22 protein-coding genes are annotated in these 24,157 nt (G+C 33.7%); 18 read left to right on the top strand and 4 right to left on the bottom strand.

Translation table 11 applies throughout. The features are described 5' to 3' along the window. Both DN410_RS14140 and DN410_RS14145 read right to left on the bottom strand, forming a co-directional pair. The coding region (locus DN410_RS14140; RefSeq protein WP_149176970.1) for a collagen-like repeat preface domain-containing protein at positions 1 to 495 on the bottom strand (495 nt) is incomplete at its 3' end. Between the two features lie 112 nt (positions 496 to 607). Then, complete coding sequence (locus tag DN410_RS14145; protein ID WP_149176971.1) at positions 608 to 1,573, bottom strand: tyrosine-type recombinase/integrase; 966 nt, start codon at positions 1,571 to 1,573, stop codon at positions 608 to 610. Positions 1,574 to 1,838: 265 nt separating this feature from the next. Here DN410_RS14145 and spoVK point away from each other — a divergent pair, with 265 nt between their 5' ends. Continuing rightward, positions 1,839 to 2,795: a stage V sporulation protein K gene (gene spoVK, locus DN410_RS14150; RefSeq protein WP_149176972.1), complete on the top strand. Its 957-nt coding sequence runs from the start codon at positions 1,839 to 1,841 to the stop codon at positions 2,793 to 2,795. Between the two features lie 34 nt (positions 2,796 to 2,829). Here the strand turns inward: spoVK and DN410_RS28500 are convergent, their stop codons facing one another. Continuing rightward, the gene (locus tag DN410_RS28500) at positions 2,830 to 2,964 is read right to left on the bottom strand and encodes a hypothetical protein (protein ID WP_000181490.1); all 135 of its coding nucleotides are present in this window, start codon (positions 2,962 to 2,964) and stop codon (positions 2,830 to 2,832) included. Between the two features lie 99 nt (positions 2,965 to 3,063). Next, on the bottom strand, positions 3,064 to 3,687 hold the full coding sequence (locus DN410_RS14155; RefSeq protein ID WP_088230019.1) for a trimeric intracellular cation channel family protein: 624 nt from the start codon (positions 3,685 to 3,687) through the stop codon (positions 3,064 to 3,066). A gap of 92 nt (positions 3,688 to 3,779) precedes the next feature. On the opposite strand from DN410_RS14155, the gene hflX reads away from it, so the two are divergent. From hflX to DN410_RS14240, 17 genes are all read left to right on the top strand, one after another. Next, positions 3,780 to 5,054, top strand: coding sequence for a GTPase HflX (gene hflX / locus DN410_RS14160; protein ID WP_149176973.1), 1,275 nt, complete (start codon positions 3,780 to 3,782; stop codon positions 5,052 to 5,054). Then, positions 5,047 to 6,318, top strand: a complete 1,272-nt coding sequence (locus DN410_RS14165) for a methionine gamma-lyase family protein (RefSeq protein WP_149176974.1) — start codon at positions 5,047 to 5,049, stop codon at positions 6,316 to 6,318. The genes hflX and DN410_RS14165 overlap by 8 nt, the downstream gene beginning before the upstream one ends. Positions 6,319 to 6,494: 176 nt before the next feature. Continuing rightward, positions 6,495 to 6,884, top strand: coding sequence for a transcriptional repressor GlnR (gene glnR, locus DN410_RS14170; protein ID WP_000656783.1), 390 nt, complete (start codon positions 6,495 to 6,497; stop codon positions 6,882 to 6,884). A 48-nt stretch (positions 6,885 to 6,932) separates the two neighbouring features. Beyond that, a complete protein-coding gene (glnA, locus tag DN410_RS14175) occupies positions 6,933 to 8,267 on the top strand; it encodes a type I glutamate--ammonia ligase (RefSeq protein WP_149176975.1) in 1,335 nt (444 codons plus the stop codon). A gap of 570 nt (positions 8,268 to 8,837) precedes the next feature. Then, positions 8,838 to 9,578 carry a YveK family protein gene (locus DN410_RS14180; protein ID WP_149176976.1) on the top strand — a complete coding sequence of 247 codons (741 nt, stop codon included), beginning with the start codon at positions 8,838 to 8,840 and terminating at the stop codon, positions 9,576 to 9,578. Next, positions 9,527 to 10,189, top strand: coding sequence for a CpsD/CapB family tyrosine-protein kinase (locus DN410_RS14185; RefSeq protein WP_149176977.1), 663 nt, complete (start codon positions 9,527 to 9,529; stop codon positions 10,187 to 10,189). Before DN410_RS14180 ends, DN410_RS14185 begins: the two co-directional genes overlap by 52 nt. A 295-nt stretch (positions 10,190 to 10,484) precedes the next feature. Next, positions 10,485 to 12,311, top strand: coding sequence for a polysaccharide biosynthesis protein (locus tag DN410_RS14190; protein ID WP_149176978.1), 1,827 nt, complete (start codon positions 10,485 to 10,487; stop codon positions 12,309 to 12,311). Between the two features lie 33 nt (positions 12,312 to 12,344). Further along, positions 12,345 to 13,502: a glycosyltransferase family 4 protein gene (locus DN410_RS14195; protein ID WP_149176979.1), complete on the top strand. Its 1,158-nt coding sequence runs from the start codon at positions 12,345 to 12,347 to the stop codon at positions 13,500 to 13,502. Beyond that, positions 13,487 to 14,596: a glycosyltransferase family 1 protein gene (locus DN410_RS14200; RefSeq protein ID WP_149176980.1), complete on the top strand. Its 1,110-nt coding sequence runs from the start codon at positions 13,487 to 13,489 to the stop codon at positions 14,594 to 14,596. Before DN410_RS14195 ends, DN410_RS14200 begins: the two co-directional genes overlap by 16 nt. A gap of 5 nt (positions 14,597 to 14,601) precedes the next feature. Then, a complete protein-coding gene (locus DN410_RS14205) occupies positions 14,602 to 15,495 on the top strand; it encodes a glycosyltransferase family 2 protein (protein ID WP_149176981.1) in 894 nt (297 codons plus the stop codon). Between the two features lie 35 nt (positions 15,496 to 15,530). Beyond that, positions 15,531 to 16,595 carry an EpsG family protein gene (locus DN410_RS14210; RefSeq protein ID WP_149176982.1) on the top strand — a complete coding sequence of 355 codons (1,065 nt, stop codon included), beginning with the start codon at positions 15,531 to 15,533 and terminating at the stop codon, positions 16,593 to 16,595. A 47-nt stretch (positions 16,596 to 16,642) separates the two neighbouring features. Continuing rightward, complete coding sequence (locus DN410_RS14215; RefSeq protein ID WP_149176983.1) at positions 16,643 to 17,782, top strand: glycosyltransferase family 1 protein; 1,140 nt, start codon at positions 16,643 to 16,645, stop codon at positions 17,780 to 17,782. Between the two features lie 133 nt (positions 17,783 to 17,915). Continuing rightward, a complete protein-coding gene (locus DN410_RS14220) occupies positions 17,916 to 19,115 on the top strand; it encodes a glycosyltransferase (RefSeq protein WP_149177103.1) in 1,200 nt (399 codons plus the stop codon). Positions 19,116 to 19,184: 69 nt separating this feature from the next. Beyond that, positions 19,185 to 20,153 carry a polysaccharide pyruvyl transferase family protein gene (locus DN410_RS14225; RefSeq protein ID WP_098662869.1) on the top strand — a complete coding sequence of 323 codons (969 nt, stop codon included), beginning with the start codon at positions 19,185 to 19,187 and terminating at the stop codon, positions 20,151 to 20,153. A gap of 42 nt (positions 20,154 to 20,195) precedes the next feature. Next, positions 20,196 to 21,464, top strand: a complete 1,269-nt coding sequence (locus tag DN410_RS14230) for a peptidase (protein WP_149176984.1) — start codon at positions 20,196 to 20,198, stop codon at positions 21,462 to 21,464. Positions 21,465 to 21,481: 17 nt separating this feature from the next. Further along, entirely contained in the window at positions 21,482 to 23,047 is a 1,566-nt protein-coding gene (locus DN410_RS14235; RefSeq protein WP_149176985.1) for a lipopolysaccharide biosynthesis protein, read from the top strand. A gap of 138 nt (positions 23,048 to 23,185) precedes the next feature. Continuing rightward, the gene (locus tag DN410_RS14240) at positions 23,186 to 24,157 is read left to right on the top strand and encodes a beta-1,6-N-acetylglucosaminyltransferase (protein WP_149176986.1); all 972 of its coding nucleotides are present in this window, start codon (positions 23,186 to 23,188) and stop codon (positions 24,155 to 24,157) included.

Below are 24,157 nucleotides of genomic sequence, written 5' to 3' on the forward strand. Positions count from 1 at the left end.
AGGTCCAGTAGCACCAGTAGGTCCTCTGCCGAACGAAGCTGAATTAACTAGAGTAGTTTGTAACTCTGCAATTAATTTAAGAAGCTCTTGAAGTGTGCAAGGATCAATTCGAAATAGCTTTGTAATGTATAGTAAATAGTTAATCAAATTTTGAAGCTCAATAAATACAGCACTTGCTACGAAAGTTGGATTTTTTAATATAGTTATTAAATTTTTAATAATAGCTAACCCTTGTGCTTTCAGGGAGGAAGTAGCGTCTAGTGAACAAATGAATTTGCTTAGTAGGTTCAGAGTATCGATTAGATCTTCAATATTTTTTGGGGATGGATTTGCAAAAAGTTTTGGAATTATTTTTGTTAAATCAGTAATAATTGCGCGAAATGTTCTAAGTTGTGCTTTAGAAATTGGGATGGATGGGATGTTCGGGATTCGTCCGGCGCTACTTGGAAAGCATGGTTTGGAGTATTTATTTTGATTGTCGTTACAACGAGACATTAAATCTCTCCTTTCTAATGAGAATGTGAACGCAACTCATCATAGTAGATGCAGGGAGTTGTTAAATGGTCATAGTAAAATTGAGTGTTCCGAAAAAAATAAAAAAAACGCCTTATAATAGGGCGTTTTTTTTATTTTCAGAGTATTGATAAAATCGTTTTAGCGAAATTTTTGATTTGAAGCCAACTAATTTTACGATTTCTGGCTCTGGAGTTTGTTTTTTTATTAGACGTAAAATAAATGTATTCCGGAAATGTTGTCCGGAAATGCCTTTGCGTAAATTCGCTCTTGCTACTTCAAGTCGAATCATTTTTTGGATAGCGATTTCCGTTAATGCTTTTGGTGAGTCGTTTTCATATACCCATCTGTATGTCCCTCGGTTAAAATCAAATGCGACGAAAAAAGGATCATTACTATGGTATTTAGGACGAACAGGTTCTGGAATGCTTTTGTAATATTTGTAAAGCTGTTTTTTGTCTTCGGTTGCTAAAGTGATTGTTCTTGCTACTCCTGCAGTTGCTGGAATAGCAAGTGTATTAGTTTCAAAATGAACGTGTTGCATAGTTAGTGCTGTGAGTTCCTGTAAGGATAGTCCGTAGTCGATTAATAGGCTTAAAATAGAAATATTACGATCCATTAATAACGGACGAACAGGACGTTGTTTTTCTGAAAGTCCTTCTAATGACGTTGCTATATGCTTTAATCTTTTTTCTTCATCGGATGAAATGAAATCTTCATCGCGCAATGCACGGTTTGGTTGAATTGTTATTTCCATATTCTTCAATGGATTAGGAATATTTAGGAAGTGATGCATTCTATTTAATACAATAAATACACGATGCATTGTTTTCTCTGAGTAATGTCGATTCTTTTTTAAGTCGGAAAAGTAATCTTCATAGTCTTTTGTACAAAGTGTAGCCCATATATTACTGGAAGGGAGCTTTTTGTTTTTTTCTAACCAATGTCCGAAATCTTCAATGTCATAAACATAACGCTTAATCGTTGAAGGTTTTCGGCCTTTATTCAATAAAAAAATGGAAAAGGCTTGTATTGTATCATGGAATTCCGTTGTCTCCATAGTCCCACCACCTTAATTATTTCTTTTATTATAGCAAACTTTTCTGAAAATAGGCATTTGCAAAGGGGACAGGAATAATAATATTTGGTGAGTGGATAAAGTGAAGCTTTAATCAGTGGGGATTTTGTCCATCCGTCACTGATTATTAGCCTTTACCAATCGGGTATTTACGGACAGATATCTTCTACTGAATTTCCTCGTATTTGCTGGGTTTTGAGGTGGAAGTCTTACTGCCTGTTAATACGGGATAAAATGAGGTGATTGAATGGAACAATCGATGCGTAAAAAAAATAATAATCAAATTAATATTGTGTTAAATCATCGGAAAAAAATTTCTTTACCGGCATCGGAAAAGAAAACGGTAATTTCAAATGAAACTACTACTAAACATGAAATGTTACAGAGAATTGAAGAAGAGATGGGGAAACTTGTTGGGATGGATGATATAAAAAAGATAATCAAAGAAATATATGCTTGGATTTATGTGAATAAAAAAAGACAAGAGATGGGATTGAAGTCAGAGAAGCAAGTGCTTCATATGTTGTTTAAAGGAAATCCGGGCACAGGAAAGACAACTGTAGCTAGAATGATAGGAAAGTTGTTGTTTGAAATGAATATTCTATCCAAAGGGCATTTAGTTGAAGCGGAGCGTGCGGATTTAGTTGGTGAGTACATCGGACATACAGCTCAAAAAACAAGAGATTTAATAAAGAAAGCGATGGGGGGGATTTTGTTTATAGATGAGGCGTATTCTTTGGCACGAGGGGGAGAGAAGGATTTTGGAAAGGAAGCAATTGATACACTTGTAAAGCATATGGAAGATAAACAACATGGTTTTGTATTGATTTTGGCAGGGTATTCAAGAGAGATGAATCATTTTCTGTCATTAAATCCAGGATTACAATCTCGTTTTCCGTTTATAATTGAGTTTACGGATTACTCGGTCAATCAGTTATTAGAAATTGGGAAAAGGATGTATGAAGAACGTGAATACCAATTATCGAAAGAAGCTGAGTGGAAATTTAGGGATCATTTGCACGCTGTAAAGTATTCGTCGCAAATTACATCGTTTAGTAATGGACGATATGTACGGAATATTGTTGAAAAATCGATTCGTACACAAGCGATGCGCTTGTTACAAGAAGATACGTATGATAAGCATGATTTAATTGGAATATCAAGTATTGATTTAATGTTGGAAGAGGAGACGCACAGTACATAAACTGTGCGTCTATTTTTGTATACAATTTCGTTTGTTATTTTTTTGTTTTCCCGCGATAAGATTTATGGAAACGTTCCATTTTTGCGCTTTTTTCGTGAGCGGAATTAGGATCGTGTCCAATTTGGTCTACTGAACTTTTTTGAGCGCCTTTATTAACATGGTTTGTCATTTGTATTCACCTCACTTTGAGGATTAGTATAAACATTATGTGAAGAAAAAATCGTTAGAAAAGAAAAACCTCTTTACGCTATGTAAAGAGGTTAGATTGCTATTTATGCATGGAGCGTTCGTTTGTATCGATACGTCTATGCGGTAAATGCCATTTGTAATGAATAGAAATCATTCGGAAGCAAACAATTAAAATGAATAAGGTGTATAGAGCCCAATCGCTAACGATAATTTGAGCGCCGATTAAGAAACCTGCTAGAATCGTCCAGAATGCATATACCTCAGCTCGAAGGACGAGTGGTTTTCTGCGGGCTAACAGATCGCGGATGATACCACCGCCAATACCAGTTAAAACAGCTGCTACGATTGTAGCGCTAATTGGTAAATTTAATTTTTGGGCATATAATGCTCCTTGTACGGCGAACGCTGACAAGCCAATAGCATCCGTGATGTTTTCCCACTTCTTCCAATGTCTAATTAATTTATTTGGAAAAAGAAAAATAATAGTCATTGATAATAGTGCGATTTGGAATAACATGTCTTGTTGCCAAAACGCGACAATCGGATAACCGATTAGTAAATTACGAAGGGCACCTCCCCCAAATGCGGTTGCCATTCCTAAAATATACACCCCGAAAATATCATAATCTTCTTCCATTGCAACAATGGCTCCGCTTAGTGCGAAAGCAATTGTGCCTATGATGCTAAAAATCTCCCATGCCATGAATTTTCTCCCCCGCTAACTAGATGAAATGTGCTTCCTCTGCTATTATATTAGAAGGTTTAAATTTCGAAAAGGATGAGTGAACATATTTGATGGAAGAAAAAGAAAAAGTCATATTGGTAGGGTGTCAATTGCCACAAGATGATGATGAAAAATTTATGCATTCCATGAAAGAACTTGCATCGCTAGCGAAAACTGCTCGAGCAGAAGTGTTAGTGTCAACAACGCAAAAACGCCCGAAATTTCATCCGGCGACTTATATAGGAAAAGGTAAGTTAGAAGAACTTACGATGCTAACGCAAGAATTAGAACCAGATGTAATAATATTTAATAACGAGTTAACACCGAGTCAAATTCGAAATGTCTCCTCAGTACTAGAGGCGAGAGTAATTGATCGAACGCAGCTCATACTAGATATTTTTGCGCAACGAGCGAAGTCGAGAGAGGGTAAACTTCAAGTAGAGTTGGCTCAATTACAATATACAATGCCACGTCTTATGGGACAAGGTCTGTCGTTATCGCGCCTTGGGGGTGGTATTGGTACGAGAGGGCCTGGGGAGACGAAGCTCGAGACAGATCGTCGTCACATTCGATCTCGTATTGATGAAATAAAGAAACAACTTGCGGTTGTTGTGGAACATCGGAAAAGATATCGTGAGAGAAGGAAAGATAATAAAGTATTTCAAGTTTCGTTAATTGGGTATACAAATGCAGGGAAATCTACATTGTTTAATAGATTAACGGAAGCTGATACGTTTGAAGAAAACTTATTATTTGCGACGTTAGATCCGACAACAAGAAAGATGCCGTTACCTTCGGGTTATACCGTACTTTTGACTGATACGGTTGGTTTTATACAAGATTTACCTACGTCATTGATCGCTGCTTTTCGGTCGACATTAGAAGAAGCCGGTGAAGCGGATGTTATTTTACATGTAGTTGATTCGGCAGATCCTAATTATATAGGTCATGAGCAGACAGTAAAACAATTATTGTCGGACCTTGAAATTAATCATATTCCTATTATTACGTTATATAATAAAAAAGATGAATTACATCAAAACTTTATCCCATTTCCGAAAAATGACTTTTTAATGACTAGTGCTTTTGAGGAAAGTGATTTATTACACATAAAAGAAGCGATAGAAAAGAAAATGAAAGAAGAAATGGGGCGTTATCAAGCGGAAATTCCTCCGAGTGAAGGTAAGTTGTTAACGTTATTAAAAACGGAAACACTGTTAACAAAGATGGAGTTTCTAGAAGATAAATTTGTATATGATTGTACAGGATATATATTTGCTCATTCGTCATTTAATGGGCAATTAAAGAGATTTTTAGTGGAAGAAGGAGAAAATAAAAATGTTTGATCGTTTGAAAAATGGAGAAAAAATTGCTCTAATCGTAAAAGAAGTAGAAAGTCAAATTACTGAAGTACATAAGCGTGCGGATGAGGTAATCGAAAGTAATCAATTTCGTGTATTAGAAAGTTTTCGTAAACATAAAATTAGCGATTCGCATTTTATTCCAACGACAGGTTATGGGTATGATGATATTGGTCGTGATACGTTAGAAAAAGTGTATGCTGATGTATTTGGAGCTGAAGCTGGTCTTGTGCGTCCTCAAATTATTTCGGGTACGCATGCTATTTCTACGGCTTTGTTTGGTATTTTACGTCCTGGTGATGAATTGTTGTACATTACGGGGAAACCGTATGATACGTTAGAAGAAATTGTTGGTGTGCGCGGAAAAGGTGTAGGTTCATTTAAAGAATATAATATTGGCTATAATGCAGTTCCGCTAACTGAGGAGGGGTTTGTTGATTTTGGAGCTGTTGCAGCTGCGATTCATAGTAATACAAAGATGATCGGTATTCAGCGTTCAAAAGGATATGCTACTCGTCCGTCGTTTACTGTTTCGCAAATTAAAGAGATGATTGCGTTCGTTAAAGAAATTAAACCTGATGTTGTTGTATTTGTTGACAACTGTTATGGTGAGTTTATTGAAGAAAAAGAGCCATGTCATGTTGGTGCGGACTTAATGGCGGGTTCTCTTATTAAGAATCCGGGCGGTGGAATCGTTAAAACTGGCGGTTACATTGTAGGGAAAGAACAGTATGTTGAAGCTTGTGCGTATCGCTTAACATCTCCAGGGATTGGTGCGGAAGCGGGGGCATCTTTATACAGTTTGCAAGAAATGTATCAAGGTTTCTTCTTAGCGCCGCATGTTGCGGGGCAAGCGCTGAAAGGTGCGATTTTTACAGCTGCATTTTTAGAAAAGTTAGGGATGAATACATCGCCAGCATGGAATGCGTCAAGAACAGATTTAATTCAGTCTGTTCAATTTGATGACAAAGATCGTATGATTGCGTTCTGCCAAGCAATTCAATATGCATCTCCGATTAATTCTCACTTCACTCCGTATGCAAACTATATGCCGGGTTATGAAGATGATGTGATTATGGCTGCAGGAACGTTTATTCAAGGTGCGAGTATTGAATTGTCTGCGGATGGCCCGATTCGACCACCTTATGTTGCATATGTGCAAGGTGGATTAACATATTCGCATGTTAAAATTGCGATTTGTTCTGCAATTGATGAATTAATGGAAAAGAATTTGTTAACAATTTCTTAAAGGGAAGCTGTCGATTTTGACGGCTTTTTTTTCGTATGAAAGTATTGATTTGTGCCATTAGAAAAAAGAATGAAAAAATTTATAAAAAATCATGTAAGAAAAGCTAACATCTATTGACACTAAACATAACATGATATAAAATGAGAAGCAGTTAAGGCGAAGGAGGAACTGAAACGATGAAAGAAGATAGACGTTCTGCCCCGCTGTTTCCTATTGGTATTGTTATGGATTTAACACAATTGTCTGCACGTCAAATTCGCTACTATGAAGAGCATAATCTTGTTTCTCCAACCCGTACAAAGGGGAATCGTAGATTATTTTCATTTAACGATGTAGATAAGTTGTTAGAGATTAAAGATTTATTAGATCAAGGCTTGAATATGGCTGGTATTAAACAAGTGTTACTAATGAAAGAAAATCAAACAGAAGCAGTGAAAGTAAAAGAAGAAACGAAAGAAATTTCAAAAACCGAGCTTCGCAAAATACTTCGAGATGAACTACAGCATACAGGTAGATTTAATCGAACTTCATTGCGACAAGGTGACATTTCAAGATTTTTTCACTAAAGATAACTGATTCTGAAGGTGTTTAGAGGGACTAAGGAGGAATTTATAATGGCTAGGTACACAAAAGAAGATATTTTCCGTTTGGCGAAAGAAGAGAATGTAAAGTATATCCGTTTACAATTTACGGACCTTTTAGGAGTAATTAAAAACGTAGAAATTCCAGTGAGCCAATTAACAAAAGCTCTTGATAACAAAATGATGTTTGATGGATCTTCTATTGAAGGTTTCGTGCGTATTGAAGAATCTGATATGTATTTATATCCAGACTTAGATACTTGGGTAATTTTCCCTTGGACAGCTGAAAAAGGTAAAGTAGCTCGTTTAATCTGTGATATTTACACTGCAGATGGTGCTCCATTTGAAGGAGATCCACGTAACAATTTAAAACGTGTATTAAAAGAAATGGAAGCTTTAGGATTCTCAGATTTCAATCTTGGACCAGAGCCAGAATTCTTCCTATTTAAAGTTGATGAAAAAGGAAATCCAACATTAGAATTAAACGATAACGGTGGATACTTCGACCTTGCGCCGATGGATCTAGGGGAAAACTGTCGTCGTGATATCGTTCTTGAGCTTGAAGAAATGGGCTTTGAAATTGAAGCGTCTCACCATGAAGTTGCTCCAGGTCAACACGAAATTGACTTTAAATATGCAAATGCAATTCGCTCATGTGATGACATTCAAACATTCAAACTTGTTGTAAAAACAATTGCTCGTAAACACGGTTTACACGCAACATTTATGCCAAAACCATTATACGGTGTGAACGGTTCAGGTATGCACTGTAACTTATCACTATTCAAAAATGGTGAGAACGTATTCTTCGATCAAAACGGTGATTTACAATTAAGTGATGATGCTCGTCACTTCATCGCAGGTATTTTAAAACACGCACCAGCATTTACAGCGGTAGCAAACCCAACTGTAAACTCTTACAAGCGTTTAGTACCTGGATACGAAGCTCCTTGTTACGTAGCATGGTCTGCACAAAACCGTAGCCCATTAGTACGTATTCCTGCATCTCGTGGTATTAGTACACGCGTAGAAGTACGTAGTGTTGACCCGGCTGCAAACCCATATTTAGTAATGGCTACATTATTAGCGGCAGGTCTTGACGGAATTAAAAACAAATTAACTCCACCAGCTGCAGTAGACCGTAACATCTACGTAATGACAAAAGAAGAGCGCGAAGAAGCAGGTATCGTTGACTTACCAGCAACATTAGCGCAAGCATTAGTTACATTACAAGCGAACGAAGTAGTATGTGATGCACTAGGAGCTCATTTACTTGAGCATTTCATCGAAGCGAAAGAGATTGAGTGGGATATCTTCCGCACGCAAGTTCACCAATGGGAACGCGATCAATATATGTCTCTATACTAAGAGACTTAAACCCTTGATACAACTGGTATCAAGGGTTTTTTATTTCTCTTTTGTTATAACGTCATGTGGTTGCCAAATGAAAAACAGCCACAAAAAAATATTCTAAAACATTGTTCATGTACTTTTCAAATTCGGAAATATAACATGTTGAGGTTTTTGTATTTATCGAGCATTTTTATTGGAGCAATATAAATGTGCTAATAATTATGAGAAATGAATATCATTTGAAAAAGTGATTTATTTAATATATACGATCTATTTCGATGGGGAAAAATACCTTGCTGAAATCGGTTTCGATACAAAGAAAAAAAGCCCTGATACTACGGTATCAGGGTGTTTTCGTCATTTATCTACAGTGGATTATGAAGAATGTTGTCGTAATTTTTGAGGTGTAATTAAGAAGTGATTAAACAAAAATAATTTATATTGACTCGTTCTATATAAAGAACTAAAATGGCATTAATTAGAAACGTTTGTATATTTGAAAAATAGAAAGTAACAACTTTGTTTTTGGTTTTTTATGGAATATTAAACTGGAATCTCATTGGTATTAAATGAGGAGGAGAAGTAATGAATAAGGAAATAAATTTGAAAAATCTGTTTAATGTAATATGGAAAAGGTTGTGGATACTGCTATTGTTTACGACTCTCACGACGGTAGGAGGAGCTATGTATAGTATGTATATGAAAACGCCTTTGTATGCCTCCTCAGCAAGGGTTATTATTCAAGCTAATGCCGAAACGATGAATACATTGAAAGCGATGGTAAATGAGCCTGTAATATTAGAAAAAGTAGCTGCTGAATTGAATATTAACAGATCTGCAGGTGCATTAAGTGGACAAATAAGTACAGAAAGTGTACAAGGCTCCCAGATTATGAGGATAAATGTAGTGGATATAGATCCTGTGCTTGCGCACAAAATCGCGAATACTACAGCGGCTGTTTATAAGAAAGAAGTAGCGAATATACTGAATTTTAATAATGTGAGTATATTGCCAGAGGATCCAGTTCAAAAATATTCGATGCCAATAAATATAAATCACTTTAAGACGATACTAATTGCATTCACATTAGGTATGGTGCTCAGTATCGGTTTTATTTTTTTATTGGATTCACTTGATGAGAGAATCAAATCAGAACGACGAATTGAACAATTGTTAGATATCCCTGTTTTGGGTGGGATTTCTAAAATGAATAAGAAGAATACGAGAGATAAATTTAGTGGGAAAAATACAGTGTTATTGAGGGAGGGAACGGAGTGGCATACAAAAATAGACGAAAAACAAATGAAGTTAAAGGAGAAAGTATAATTTCGTATACCGCCCCAAGATCGAAAATTTCGGAGCAGTATCGTTCGCTTCGAACGAACATTCAATTATCTTCATCTAATCACAAAAGCAGAACGATAGTTGTTACTTCACCGAGGTACGGTGAAGGGAAATCAACGATTACAGTAAATTTAGCAGTCTCAATAGCGCAAAAAGGTGAGAAAGTATTGGTGATAGATGCGAATTTACGAACACCAATGATTCATGAAATGTTTGGAGTAGAAAATACAATTGGATTAACTGATATATTGAACGGAACAACAAATCTAGAAGGTGTTGTGAAAAAAACAGAGATGGAAAGTCTGGATGTATTAACTAGTGGTCCAGTACCATTCAATCCATCTGAAATACTTAGTTCCGATGCGATGGATATGTTAATTCAAAAGGCAATGGGACGGTATGATATCGTATTATTTGATTCTTCACCTGTATTAGAAGTGACGGACACGAGTGTATTAGCCGATAAGTGTGAAGGCGTATTATTGGTGATCCGATATAATCGTACTGTGAACGAAGATGCACTTGAAACGAAAAGAGCACTAAGTTTTACGAAGAGTAGAATATTGGGTGCAATTTTGAATGGGAAAGTATAAACGTAATTTAGAGTATTTGATTTAACTGTTGTGCATATAAATGTTCGTTATAAAGAATGATGATAGAACTGTGATGTGGTGATGTCTCCTAACCGCTATCAATGGAGGCACTCGATTATGCTGTGGGTTGTGAAAACAACCTTAGATGCCAGTCATCAAAAGTGTAATGTGAGGGAGGGTTAGATGCCCATGTTTTATTAAAGTTTCTAACTATGTGCTTTTCATAAAGAGAATATGGTTAGAAACTTTAAATTTGAAAGAGTTAAGTAAGGGATTGATTAAAGGAGGAAGTTACATGACGTATCGTCGGAGGATATCGTTATTGCTTTTAATGGATTCACTGATTGTATTAAGTGCTATTTTTTTTAGTTATTTTTTTGTAAATGCTAGTTTCAGTGTTATCACCTTATCATCAGTTGTTAGCTCTATTACTTTATTAGTTAGTCACCATCTATTTGCTTTTATTTATAAACTGTATAAAAAAGCTTTGGAATATGCGAGTGTAGGAGAGTTGTTAATTATATGCAAGGTCGTTACATTTTCTATACTTACTACCGCAGTTGTGCAACAATTGATCATGCAAAAAATGTATTTTCGATTGCTAGTTGTAACTTGGATGATTCATATTTTATTAATTGGTGGTTCTCGCTTTATTTGGAGAATGTACAGAGATATTTATTATGTGAAAAAGGGTAATAAGAAACGAACGTTAATTGTTGGTGCTGGATCAGCTGGGACAATGGTTGCAAGACAGTTGTTGAAGAATAATGCCACAGAATTAATGCCGGTTGCGTTTATTGATGATAATATCAAAAAACATAATCTTGATATATGGGGGATTCCGGTAATTGGTGGTATGAATCAAATTGATTACGCTATTAAAAAACTGAATATTGAAATGATAATTTTAGCGATTCCTTCGTTAAATAAGAGAGATAGAAATGTTATTTTGAAAGATTGTCTAAAAACAAATGTGAAAACTCAAATTCTTCCAATGCTAGAAGACTTAGTAACAGGTAAAGTTTCAGTAAATGAATTCAGAGATGTTCAAGTAGAAGATTTATTAGGACGAGACCCTGTAGAGTTAGATGTGGATATCATTTCAGATTATATAACGGATAAAGTCATTTTAGTTACTGGTGCAGGAGGATCAATTGGCTCTGAAATTTGTAGACAAGTTGCGAAATTTAAGCCGAAAAAATTGGTTTTATTAGGACATGGAGAAAACAGTATTTATTCAATAGAAATGGAATTAAATGAAAAATACAATGATAAGAAAGGTATATTTATTCCAGAAATCGCAGATATTCAAGATAAAAAGAAGATGTTTTTAATAATGAATAAACATCGTCCGGATGTTGTATATCATGCAGCTGCACATAAACATGTACCGTTAATGGAAAACAATCCTGAAGAGGCTGTTAAAAATAATGTAATTGGGACTATGAATATAGCAGAAGCAGCTAGAACAAATGGGGTAGGAACGTTTGTTATGATTTCGTCGGATAAAGCAGTGAATCCGACGAGTGTTATGGGTGCGACAAAGAAAATAGCTGAGATGGTCATACAGCATAAAGATAAAATAAGTCATACTAAGTTTGTTACTGTACGATTTGGAAACGTGTTAGGAAGTAGAGGGAGTGTTATCCCGTTATTTAAGAAGCAAATTCAAAAGGGTGGACCAGTTACAGTTACGCATCCAGATATGGTTCGTTATTTTATGACTATTCCGGAGGCATCTAGACTTGTAGTACAAGCTGGTGCATTAGCTAAAGGTGGAGAAATTTTTGTACTGGACATGGGAGAACCAGTAAAAATAGTTGATCTTGCTAAAAATCTCATTCGATTATCAGGAAACTCTGTGGATGAAATAGGGATAGAATTTACTGGTATACGCCCAGGAGAAAAACTGTTTGAAGAATTACTAAAAGAAGATGAAATGAATGAGAAACAAGTTCACCCGCGAATTTATGTAGGTCAAGAAATGAATGTTCGTATAGAAGAAATAGAGAAAATAATTTCTGAATATACAGAATTAAATGAATTAGAGTTAAGAAAGCGATTGTTACATTTAGTGAATCAGCGTAAAACTTTAAAACTATTAATACCAGTATCAGGTTAATAACAAAAAAATATTATAAGACGGGTGCGTGGGATGGTGTCTAAAAAAGTTCTGTTTTGTGCAACTGTAGATTATCATTTTAAGGCTTTTCATTTACCGTATTTGAAATGGTTTGCAGACCAAGGCTGGGAAGTACATGTTGCAGCGAATGGGAATATACATCTTCCGTACGTAACTCAAAAATATAATATTCCTCTTCAAAGATCACCTCTTAGTATACAAAACCTTCACGCATATAAAGAACTAAAATCAATTATTCATCAAAATAAATATAAGATCATTCATTGTCATACACCTATGGGAGGGGCAATTGCTCGTCTAGCTGCTCGGAAAGCACGGAGGGAAGGGACAAAGGTCATTTATACGGCGCATGGATTTCACTTTTGTAAAGGAGCATCATTCATAAATTGGCTTCTATATTATCCAATTGAAAGAAGTTTAGCAATCAATACAGATTGTCTTATAACAATTAACCAGGAAGATTACAATTTAGCAGTTAAACATCGTTTTCAAGCGAAAGATATTAAACTCGTTCATGGTGTAGGGGTAGATATAGAAAGATTTACCCCAGTAACTGAAACGGAAAAAAAAGCATTAAAGCTAAAATTTGACTATAATCCACAAGATTTTTTAATGTTTTATGCTGCTGAATTTAATAAGAATAAAAATCAAAGTTTTTTAATTCGTGTATTAGCACAATTAAAAAATGAAATTCCGCAGGCGAAGCTTTTATTTGCTGGTGAAGGGCCGCTAATGGAAGAATGCAAAAAACTAGCTACTCAACTTGGGGTGAGTAATAAGGTGCACTTTCTTGGTTATAGAAATGATATAGCCTCTTTACTTCAAATGTGTGACCTTGCAGTTGCATCGAGTTACCGAGAAGGTTTACCCGTTAATATTATGGAAGCTATGGCTTGTGGACTTCCGGTTGTAGCTACTGATAACCGGGGGCATAGGGAGTTAATTATTAATAATAAAAATGGTTGGATTATAGATCGCGATGATATACAGGCGATGTCTGAAAGTATAGATTCTATTTCTAAAAATACTAAGTTACAAGTAAAGTTTGGACAGTTTGGACGTACTAGTATTACAAATGAATATTCAGTTAATAAAGTATTGAAAGAGAAAAAAGAAATTTATACAACATATATGGATGAAATGGAGGATTTAAATTGGGCACTCCATTAAGGGTATTACATGTAGTCGTAAATATGAATAGGGGCGGAGCCGAAACTTTAATTATGAATTTGTATCGTAATATAGACCGCTCAAAAGTACAATTTGATTTTTTAACTTGTAAAGAGGGGGTATTTGATGAAGAGGTAGTAAAGTTAGGCGGAAAAGTTCATCGAATTCCATACGTTACAGATGTTGGTCATAGAGGATATATAAAAGCACTAGATACTTTCTTTAACTCTCATCCACAATATAAAATCGTTCATTCACATATGGATAAAATGAGCGGTTTTGTACTGCGTTCAGCTAAAAAAGCGAAGGTGCCAGTTAGGATTGCGCATAGTCATAATACTAGTAGTGAAGGTGGTACTGCTGCAAAAATTTATAAATGGTATGCAGGACAATCTATAGTTACATGTGCAACGCATTTGTTAGCATGTTCAAATGCTGCTGCCAGATGGCTATTTGCGGATAAAGCCGATGTAGCTAGAATATTAAAGAATGGAATTGATTGCGATAGATTTTTGTTCTGTTCAGAAATGCGAAGACAAGTAAGAGAAGAATTACAAATCGAGCAAAATGCTATTGTTATTGGTCATGTTGGACGGTTTGCTCACCAAAAAAATCATAGCTACCTTATAGAATTATTCGCGCAGTTAACTCGATTTAGGCCAAATTCAATGCTTTTATTAGCTGGCGAAGGGCCACTTCGTGTGGAAATTGAAAATCAAGTAAGGGAATTGAATTTGGAGAATCATATAAGATTTCTTGGGGTACGAGCCGATATAGAGAGGATACTTCAAGCATTTGATGCATTTGTTTTTCCATCCATACATGAGGGATTACCACTTACTCTCATAGAGGCGCAAGGAGTTGGTTTACCTTGTATTATATCAGATGCAATTACGAAAGAAGTGGACTTGGGAATGAACCTAGTTGAACATGTTCCTCTAACAGATAAAAAGGCTTGGATAGAAAAAATGAAAAATATAGAAATTAGTAATTTTTCGAGAAAAATACCAGCTCAAGTATTTTTAGAAAATGGCTACGATATAAAACATACAGCAGAATTAACTCAAGACTATTATTCAGTGCTTTCGAGGTGAGGAAGATGGAGAAGTTAACGATTTTCACCCCTACTTATAATAGAGCGTATTGTCTTACAAATTGTTATGAGAGTTTAAAACGTCAAACATGTAAGAGTTTTATATGGTTAATAATAGATGACGGATCTAGTGATAACACAAAAGAATTGGTGGATAGTTGGATAGCTGAAAAACATATCAAAATTATGTATCATTGGCAACAAAATCAAGGGATGCATGGTGCTCATAATACTGCATATGAAATGATTGAAACGGAGTTAAATGTTTGTATTGATTCTGATGACTATATGCCAGATGATGCTGTAGAAAAAATCCTTTCTTTTTGGAGTCGCAATGGAAATGATGAAGTTAGTGGAATAATTGGACTGGACTTGTATACAAATGGGCAAATAATTGGCTCAAAGTTACCGGAGAACCTTAAATACTCCACACTTTTTGATCTTTATAACAAATATGGTGTCACAGGTGATAAAAAATTGGTCTATCGCACGGAATTGACTAAGAAATATCCATACCCCATTTTTAAAAATGAAAAATATGTAGGGTTAGCGTATAAATACTATATGTTAGATCAACAGTATAAGATGTTATTGATGAATGAGGCACTTTGTTATGTGGAATACATGGCTGATGGATCATCAATGAACATGCTAAATCAATATCGTAAAAATCCAAGAGGGTTTGCTTTTTATCGCAAGGAACTTATGAAATTGCCATTTGCTAATCGACTATTTAAGTATAAGCAAGCTATACATTATGTATCTAGTAGTTTCATAGCAAAAAATAAGAGATTTATACAAGAATCACCATGTAAAGGACTAACACTGTGCGCACTACCATTTGGGGTGATCCTTTATAGTTACATTACAATGAAAACAAAAATGAAAGTAAACATATAGAGAAGTATTTAGTAAGTAAATGAGAGGGAATAATAATGACTATACTTTGGATGAATCTTGCTATAGTATTCATACTCGCATTTTTTGCCAGGTATTTTGCTATACCTGTTACTAATAGTCTTACATCGATAAAGCCGAATCAGTTTTTAATTTTGATGGCAGCTCTATCTCTTATATTAGTGTCAGGGCTTAGAACTAATATTGGGGATACTTATTTTTATATGCATGCATACACATCTACGGAGTTTAATTGGGAATACATCCAAAATAATAAAGATATGGGATTTAATATTTTGCAAATGATTTTACAAAAGTATACCGAGGACCCTCAGGTCATGGTTTTTGTTACGGCATTGATAACAAATGTACTAATCGTATTCGTTCTATATAAGTATTCAAGGTTAATTGACTTAAGTTTATATGTCTATATCACGTCTGGGATGTACTTAACCTCAATGAATGGGATTAGGCAATATTTAGCTGCTGCTATTGTTTTTGCTGCGACCAAATATATTCTTGATGGTAACTGGAAAAAATATATTTTTATTGTTCTGCTTGCATCAACATTTCATCAGAGTGCGCTTGTTCTCATACCAATATATTTTCTAATTCGCAGAAAAGCTTGGTCAACAACAACGTTTATCCTTCTATTTTTAGCGGTGCTTATCGTTATAGGGTTTAATCAATTTTCTGAGATTTTCTTTGCAGCGATAGGGGATACTCAATATGGTCATTACAAAGATTTTCATGAAGGTGGTGCTAATATACTTAGAGTTGTTGTTGAGGCTGCACCACTCATACTTGCGTTCTTGGGTAGGGAAAGACTGAAAGAATTATTTCCAAAGAGTGATTATATTGTAAATATGGCATTACTAGGTGCAGTTTTTATGCTTATTTCAACACAAAATTGGATTTTTGCAAGGTTTGCTATTTATTTTGGATTATACCAGTTAATATTAATTTCTTGGGTTGTAAAGCTGTTCACTGAAAAAGATCAGAAGTTTGTCTATTATGCAATTTTAGTATGTTACTTTGTTTACTTTGTATATGAGCATGTCATTACTTTGCGGATTATTTATAAGAGTCACTTTTTGGGATAATAAAGGTTCAATATATGGAATTGATTATAGGATTGGGGTAGGTTTCAATGGTTAAGGCTAAAAAGGCCACAAGAGTTTTGCACATTGTCAGTGCTATGAATCGAGGTGGTGCTGAAACGCTACTAATGAATGTATATAGAAATATAGACAAATCAAAAGTTCAATTTGATTTTGTTTCACACAGAACTGAAAAGTGTGACTATGATAAAGAAATTGCAGTATTAGGTGGTAAAGTTTATAGAATTCCAAGTCTAGGTCAAGTAGGGCCTTTTGCATATATTAAAGAACTTACAAAGATAATGTCTGATAATCGATATGTAGCCGTACATGCACATACCGATTATCAAGGTGGCTTTGCTGCAGTGGCTGCGAAAATGGTAGGTATAAAAAAAAGGGTTTGTCATTCACACAGTAATAATTGGTCTCAAGGAGTTGGAATTAAAGCGCAAATTACTCTAAAAGTTTTGCAATTGATTATTAAATATGCTGGAACGGATTATTGTGCATGTAGTATTGAAGCTGCACGTTTTTTATTTGGTAAAAGAATAATTAATGATAATAGGATAGAATTAATCAAAAATGGAATAGATATTAACCAATTTACTGATGTGGACATGAGGGATGTTGCCAGTGTGAGAAAAGAGCTTAATATACCAGATGAGGTGAAAATAATAGGTCATATTGGTCGGTTTTCAGAATCAAAGAATCATATTTTTATCCTACAAGTTCTAAAAGAAATATTAAAGAGTGATGTAAATTTTATCGCTGTTTTAGTAGGTGATGGTCCGTTAAAAAGCTCTATTGAATTGAAGGCAAAAGAATTGGGGGTTAACAACAATATAAGATTTTTAGGTGTGAGGAAGGATATACCGAGACTGTTGAAAGCATTCGATGTTTTCTTATTTCCTTCTTTATTCGAGGGTTTCGGTATTGTAACGTTAGAAGCGCAATGTTCAGGTACACCTTGTATTGTTGCGGATACAATACCTAAAAATACTGATATGGGCTTAGGGATAATGTCATTTATTAGCTTAGATGAAAAGCTTCAAGTATGGTCTGGAGAAATTAATAAAGCTTTATTAAAAGAAAAACCTGAAAGATCAAAGATAATTAACAATATATCAAAATTAGGTTTTGATATTAAAAATAATATTCCTGATTGGTTATCGTTATATGGAATAGAGTGAGAGGAATATATAAGATAATTGTGTTTCATCAACATGTTACATAAACCAATCCGGATTATATTTGTAAAGAAAAATAGGGGGCTATCATAAGGAATGATAGAAGTTGATAATTAATTTTGTGAGGTATTTGATGATGAAAAAGAAAAAAATATTAATCACTTCTTTTGACATGGCAATCGGTGGTGTAGAACGGAGTCTGATTGGACTACTAAATAAAATTGATTACAACAGATATGACGTAGATTTAATGTTATTTAAACATGAGGGGGAATTTTTCTCGTTATTACCAAAAGAACCAAATTTATTACCAGAAATATCTCAATACACTACATTTAGAAAATCTATTGGGCAAATACTGCAGGAGGGTAATACATCTATGGGGATCATCAGATTGATAGCAAGGGTGATGGGTACTTTACATGGTAAGTGTATAAAGAGTGAAGAACCAGGATACTTGGTTATTCAATACGGGTGGAAAATGTCCCTATCATATCTTCCGAGATTAGAGGAAGAATATGACGCTGCAATTAGTTTTTTATGGCCTCATTATTTCATAGGAAGTAAGGTTCGAGCGAAAAGGAAGATTGGTTGGATTCATACAGACTACTTAAACATACCGCTGAATAAACGTATGGAGTATCAAATGTGGAGAGAAATGGATAAGGTCGTAGCGGTTTCTGAAAGTTGTAGGGATTCATTTCTTAGTACCTTTCCTTATATGAATAAAAAAGTAGATATTATCGAAAATATTATATCTCCTGAGTTTGTACGTGAACAATCGAATCAAGATGTTACGCATGTAATGCCATTAACTCCTAATCGCATAAAGCTTGTAACTGTAGGCAGGCTTTCACACGCTAAAGGGATTGATGATGCTATATATGCCTTTCGGAAATTATTAGATCAGGGATACGATGTTGAGTGGTATATTGTAGGGTATGGCCCTCAAGAGATTGAGCTTAAAATATTGATAAATAAACTGAAAATTCAGGATAGATTCTTTCTGCTGGGCAAAAAGATTAATCCTTATCCCTATATAAAAGCGTGTGATATATATGTACAACCATCTAGGTATGAAGGAAAGGCTGTGACAGTTCGGGAGGCACAGATTCTTGGGAAACCTGTACTTATAACTAATTTTCCAACTGCTAAAAGTCAGCTAGAGGATGGAGTAGATGGGTGTATTTGTCCAACGGGTATTGATGGGATTATCGAAGGGATAAAAAAACTGGTTGATGATGTCGATTTTAGAAATAAAATTGTAAATAATGCTAGTCAACGGAATTATGGTAATGAAGCAGAAGTAGAAAAGATATATAGGCTAATTGAGTGATAATAGTTTAAGTTATAAAGTTAAAAATCTTTTATTGATTTTTAAAATATACTTGGAGGTATTATTTTCATGGATAATGTTTTAGTGTTAGATACGTCGGTCGGTTCTCTTAACAAGGGGGATGACATAATAATGAAGTGTGTAAGGTATCAGTTGTCTGATATAACTAAAAATGCATATGTTTTAACACTACCGACTCATGTTTCACCATTTCATTGGTATCAAGTAGCAAGAGGATCACATAGGGTAAAGCTTTATAGTAATGCTAAATATAAATTTGTAGGTGGTTCAAATTTACTTACAATGGACATGCTTACTCATTTCCCACAGTGGAATATTAATATGTTCAATTACGGTCCTTTGAAAGGTAGTATTCTAGTTGGTGTAGGTGCAGGGAAAGGTAATAAGATAAACGCATATACAAAAATGTTATATAAAAAAGTTTTATCACATGAATATATACATAGTGTTAGAGATGAAAGAACAAAAAAAATTTTAGAAGAAATGGGGTTAAAGGCTTTAAATACAGGTTGTGCAACAATGTGGTCTCTTACACCTGAGTTCTGTAAAGAGATTCCAACCGAAAAATCAGATTCAGTTATTTTTACACTCACTCATCATTCGAAAGACCTAGTAAAAGATCAATTATTAATAGATGTACTGAGAAGAAATTATAAAGATGTTTATTTTTGGATACAGGATGCGAGTGATTTTTTATATTTTGAAAGTTTAAGTCATACAGAAGATATAAAAGTTGTTCCACCTAATATAGAAGCTTATGAAAAAGTGCTCAATACAGATATTGATTATATTGGAACAAGATTACACGGTGGGATATTTGCGATGCGACATAAAAAGCGCACAATCATTATCTCTATAGACGAAAGAGCTAGAGGGATGAGTGAGACATATAATCTGAATTTAATCGAAAGAGCTGATTTTGATAATCTTGAAAAAATGATTAACTCAAAAATAATAACAGATGTTAAGGTGAATTTTGAAGTGGTAGATCAATGGTTAAAACAATTCTCAAATTAATAATACTCAAGAATTTGAAAGGTAACTTATTAGGAGGCTAAAATGAATACTATAATTCTTGGTGAAATTGTTGTAAAAAATAACAGGGTTGATTACTTTTTTAGCGTTAAAGGGAATTTACAAAAATATTTTAAAATAAATAATCATATGTTCCTTGAATACAACTATGATATATCTGATATTCCAAATAGTATTTTAGCTATTCCATTTGTTTCAAATGTAATTCCTCTTGTGTGGATCACTGATTCAACAATATTGATAAATGAATTAGATGAATCTTTTTATGAATGTCTCAATAATATAAAAACTGCATATCAAAATATGTTTCCTAGTGTCAGGTTTAAGGGTTCTATTGTTGTAGATAAAATTATTGATAATACCTATACTCCTGAACTCGAAGCAGCATCTTTATTTAGTGGAGGTCTTGATGCACTTACTACATTTATAAGAATAAAGGACAAAAACCCATTATTAATTACTGAATACGGATGGCATGAAGATAATATAGAGGAAAGTGATGTGTGGGAGGCAGACAAAGAAAACGCTATAAATTTTGCAAAATGCCAAGGATTAGAAAACATCCTTATACAATCTAATTATGGTACTTTTATAAATGCAGGAAATATTGATCATGACTTTAGGTGGAAATTAGAGGATACATGGTGGCATGGATTACACCATGGCTTAGCAATAATATCTGCAGCTATCCCAATAGCTTTCAAACTTAAGATAAAATGTATATACATTGCAAGCTCTAATTCTCCTTTATATGAAGTTACTTGTGCATCTGACCCTACAGTGGACAATGAAATAAGGTATGCATCAGGTCAGGTTTTTCACGATGGATATGAACTCAACAGGCAAAATAAGGTTAAGGTAGTTGTTGATCATTATTCGACCATTAAGGAATTGGTTAATATCAGAGTATGTTTTAAAAATGAAGAAAATTGTTGTAAATGTGAAAAGTGCTTGAGAACTATTATGGGAATTATCGCTGAAGGTCAAGATCCTCGAAGTTATGGCTTTAATATTCCAAATGATCTTTTCCGGTACATTAAAACTTCTTTGGATAATGAGGTGAAGTTTTTTACAGATACATTCATTGTTATTTATTGGAATATAATTCAAGTTCGAATGAAGGGAAATTATAATAATATATTATATAAAGATTTACTAGATTGGTTTTTAGATTATGATTTCAAAGCACAGCGAAGAAAATCATTACTTAAGTATAGAGTAATAAAGTTCTTTCCTATTTTGAAGAGGAAGATTGGTACTAAATTAAGTAGAATGTTTGCACAAAACAATTAGAAGTAGAAGGTATTATTATGAGAATACAAAATTCCCTGAAAAATATATTATTCGGTTTGTCGGGCCAAATAATTAGTATTAGTATGGGTTTCATTGTTAGAACCGTTTTTATTTATACACTAGGTATAGAATACCTAGGTGTGGAAGGACTTTTTACAAGTATATTAACTATGCTGTCATTAGCTAACTTAGGTTTTGATACGGCTATAATTTACAGTTTATATAAGCCCTTAGCTGAGAATGATAGTTGTAAAATACAGGCATTAATGAACTTATATCAAAAGGCATATAGATTAATAGGATTAATCGTTTTATTGATAGGATTATCGTTATTACCATTTCTTCCTCACCTAATGAATGGCGAGACGACAATTAGTAATATTAACATTATCTATCTGCTATTTTTATTGAGTTCGGTTTCATCATATTATTTTGTGTATAAACAATCTATTATTATTGCTGATCAGCGTAATCACATTATTTCCAAAATACACAGTATATTTACAATTATGTCTCACTCTTTACAAATCATTTTATTAATAATCATCGGAAATTATATTGTAATATTAATGGTCCAACTGGTATTAAGAGTAATTGAAAATATGTATATTGCGAATAAAGCGAATAAACTATATCCGTATCTACAAGAGGAAAATAAAGCGAAATTATCTAAAGAAGATAGAAAGCTTTTCTTTGAAAATTTGTATGCCCTATTGTTATACAAAATTAGCGGTGTGGTAATTAATGGAACTGATAATATTGTTATCTCTAAATTTATTGGGATTACTTGGGTTGGTATTTATTCGAATTATCTACTGGTTTTAAATACACTGAATACTTTATTGGGTTATTTGTTTTATTCTATTACTGCCAGTGTTGGAAATTTAAATGTAAAAGAAAATGAAGATGCACAATATTTTATTTTTCGCGTACTTAATTTTGTTAATTTTTGGATATATGGATTCTGTACTGTTTGTCTTTGGAATTTAATAAACCCATTTATAACTTTGTGGTTAGGTGAGCATTATGTGTTTAATAAGTATATAATATTTGCCATAATATTGAATTTTTTCACTGCTGGAATGCAAAATGCTTCTACAACTTTTAGAGAAACCACTGGTTTATTTAAAAAAGGAAAATACAGGCCTATTATAGCGGCTGTTATAAATATTGTAGCTTCTATAATTCTCGCAAAACAAATAGGAATTGCAGGTGTATTTTTTGGCACTGTTATCAGCAGATTGTGTACCTATTTTTGGTACGATCCATATGTTATATTTAAATTTGTTTTCAAAAAATCGGTAAAATTATATTTTGTTAGATATAGTTTGTTTGGATTTCTGGTTTTTGTTTCTGTAATCATAACAGATACTCTTGGCAACATCTTTTATACCGATATATTTATAAATATAGTAATACGCAGTATTTTGTGTCTTATTATTCCAAATGTAATTTTTTTAATTACGTTTAGAAAACATGAAGAGTTTAAATACTTACGGGATATAGTAAGACAAATTGTAAACAAAATTTCATCTAAGTTATTAATAAAAAAAACTTATTCCAAAAATATTAAAAATAGTTGAAGAGTGATATGAGGAATAATAGCTTTCGGGTATAGAAAATGTAAATGAATAAACAAAAAATATCTAACTTAAATTAGTTCTCATGGTTTTATATAGTGAACGTGTGGATTTAGTCAATTTATTTTAGTGGAGGAAATTATGAACGAATGTAAAGGTATGGAGTCACATCTAACTGAATTTTCTGGATTATTTTCAAAGAACCGTATTGAGAATACTACGGTTCCGCATACAGCATATATCTTACAAGTCCACAAAAATCCAGATCAAGTAAATGGGTTTATTGACCAAATTATCTCAGAAGAACAAGCCGATGTATTTGTTCATATTGATAAAAAAACACACAATGAGTTATGTAAGAAAATATTAAACAATCCTAATGTAGAAGTTTTGGATGAGAATATAGACGTAAAATGGGGTGATATAAGCCAGGTAGATGCTACGATTTTGTTGCTAAAAAAAGTATTAGATAAACAAAAAAGTTACGATTTTGTGTGCCTAAGGAGTGGTCAAGATTTATTGGTGAAAAACGGATTTAGAGATTTTCTATTAAATAATAAAAATAAAATATTTATGACAGCAACTCATATTGAAAGGAGTAATTCAGATGTTGCTTTTCAGAATATCAGTTGGCCAAAGGTAGCAAGGAAACAATACAATGTATTTCATCCTTTTAGAGTTTTTAGAAGAATAATTATGCGTTTGTATGGTTGGGGATTTAATATATTTCCCAACCCATATAAGTTGCCTGAAGAGTTTTCACTTTATCACGGTTCATCCTGGTTTTGTATCCCTTTGGATATTGCAAGATATATTATAGATTTTTTAGAAAGAAATGAATGGTACTATGATGCTTTTAAAAATGCTTTATGTCCAGATGAATGGTTTTTTCAGACAATAATAATGAATTCGGAGTACAAATCACAAGTTGTAAATAATAATTTAATATACTTGAGGTGGGGCCAGACTTTTAAAAACCGAAATCATCCGATTACCTTCACTTTGGAAGATATCAATTCAATAGAAAGCTCAGATCAATATTTTGCAAGGAAATTTGATCAAAACTTTGATAAATCAGTAATAGAGTATTTTATAAATAGAATAAAAATGTAG

Origin of the sequence: Bacillus sp. SH5-2 (assembly GCF_008368905.1) — a bacterium.
Classification (GTDB): Bacteria; Bacillota; Bacilli; order Bacillales; family Bacillaceae_G; genus Bacillus_A; species Bacillus_A luti.

Bases quoted from the DNA above. Each gene is read 5' to 3' on its own strand.
- hflX (WP_149176973.1), top strand. From the start codon at position 3,780: ATGGAAGAAAAAGAAAAAGTCATATTGGTAGGGTGTCAATTGCCACAA.
- spoVK (WP_149176972.1), top strand. From the start codon at position 1,839: ATGGAACAATCGATGCGTAAAAAAAATAATAATCAAATTAATATTGTG.
- DN410_RS14190 (WP_149176978.1), top strand. From the start codon at position 10,485: ATGACGTATCGTCGGAGGATATCGTTATTGCTTTTAATGGATTCACTG.
- DN410_RS14205 (WP_149176981.1), top strand. From the start codon at position 14,602: ATGGAGAAGTTAACGATTTTCACCCCTACTTATAATAGAGCGTATTGT.
- DN410_RS14235 (WP_149176985.1), top strand. From the start codon at position 21,482: ATGAGAATACAAAATTCCCTGAAAAATATATTATTCGGTTTGTCGGGC.
- glnR (WP_000656783.1), top strand. From the start codon at position 6,495: ATGAAAGAAGATAGACGTTCTGCCCCGCTGTTTCCTATTGGTATTGTT.
- DN410_RS14210 (WP_149176982.1), top strand. From the start codon at position 15,531: ATGACTATACTTTGGATGAATCTTGCTATAGTATTCATACTCGCATTT.
- DN410_RS14220 (WP_149177103.1), top strand. From the start codon at position 17,916: ATGAAAAAGAAAAAAATATTAATCACTTCTTTTGACATGGCAATCGGT.
- glnA (WP_149176975.1), top strand. From the start codon at position 6,933: ATGGCTAGGTACACAAAAGAAGATATTTTCCGTTTGGCGAAAGAAGAG.
- DN410_RS14180 (WP_149176976.1), top strand. From the start codon at position 8,838: ATGAATAAGGAAATAAATTTGAAAAATCTGTTTAATGTAATATGGAAA.
- DN410_RS14240 (WP_149176986.1), top strand. From the start codon at position 23,186: ATGAACGAATGTAAAGGTATGGAGTCACATCTAACTGAATTTTCTGGA.
- DN410_RS14215 (WP_149176983.1), top strand. From the start codon at position 16,643: ATGGTTAAGGCTAAAAAGGCCACAAGAGTTTTGCACATTGTCAGTGCT.
- DN410_RS14165 (WP_149176974.1), top strand. From the start codon at position 5,047: ATGTTTGATCGTTTGAAAAATGGAGAAAAAATTGCTCTAATCGTAAAA.
- DN410_RS28500 (WP_000181490.1), bottom strand. From the start codon at position 2,964: ATGACAAACCATGTTAATAAAGGCGCTCAAAAAAGTTCAGTAGACCAA.
- DN410_RS14195 (WP_149176979.1), top strand. From the start codon at position 12,345: ATGGTGTCTAAAAAAGTTCTGTTTTGTGCAACTGTAGATTATCATTTT.
- DN410_RS14145 (WP_149176971.1), bottom strand. From the start codon at position 1,573: ATGGAGACAACGGAATTCCATGATACAATACAAGCCTTTTCCATTTTT.
- DN410_RS14230 (WP_149176984.1), top strand. From the start codon at position 20,196: ATGAATACTATAATTCTTGGTGAAATTGTTGTAAAAAATAACAGGGTT.
- DN410_RS14225 (WP_098662869.1), top strand. From the start codon at position 19,185: ATGGATAATGTTTTAGTGTTAGATACGTCGGTCGGTTCTCTTAACAAG.
- DN410_RS14155 (WP_088230019.1), bottom strand. From the start codon at position 3,687: ATGGCATGGGAGATTTTTAGCATCATAGGCACAATTGCTTTCGCACTA.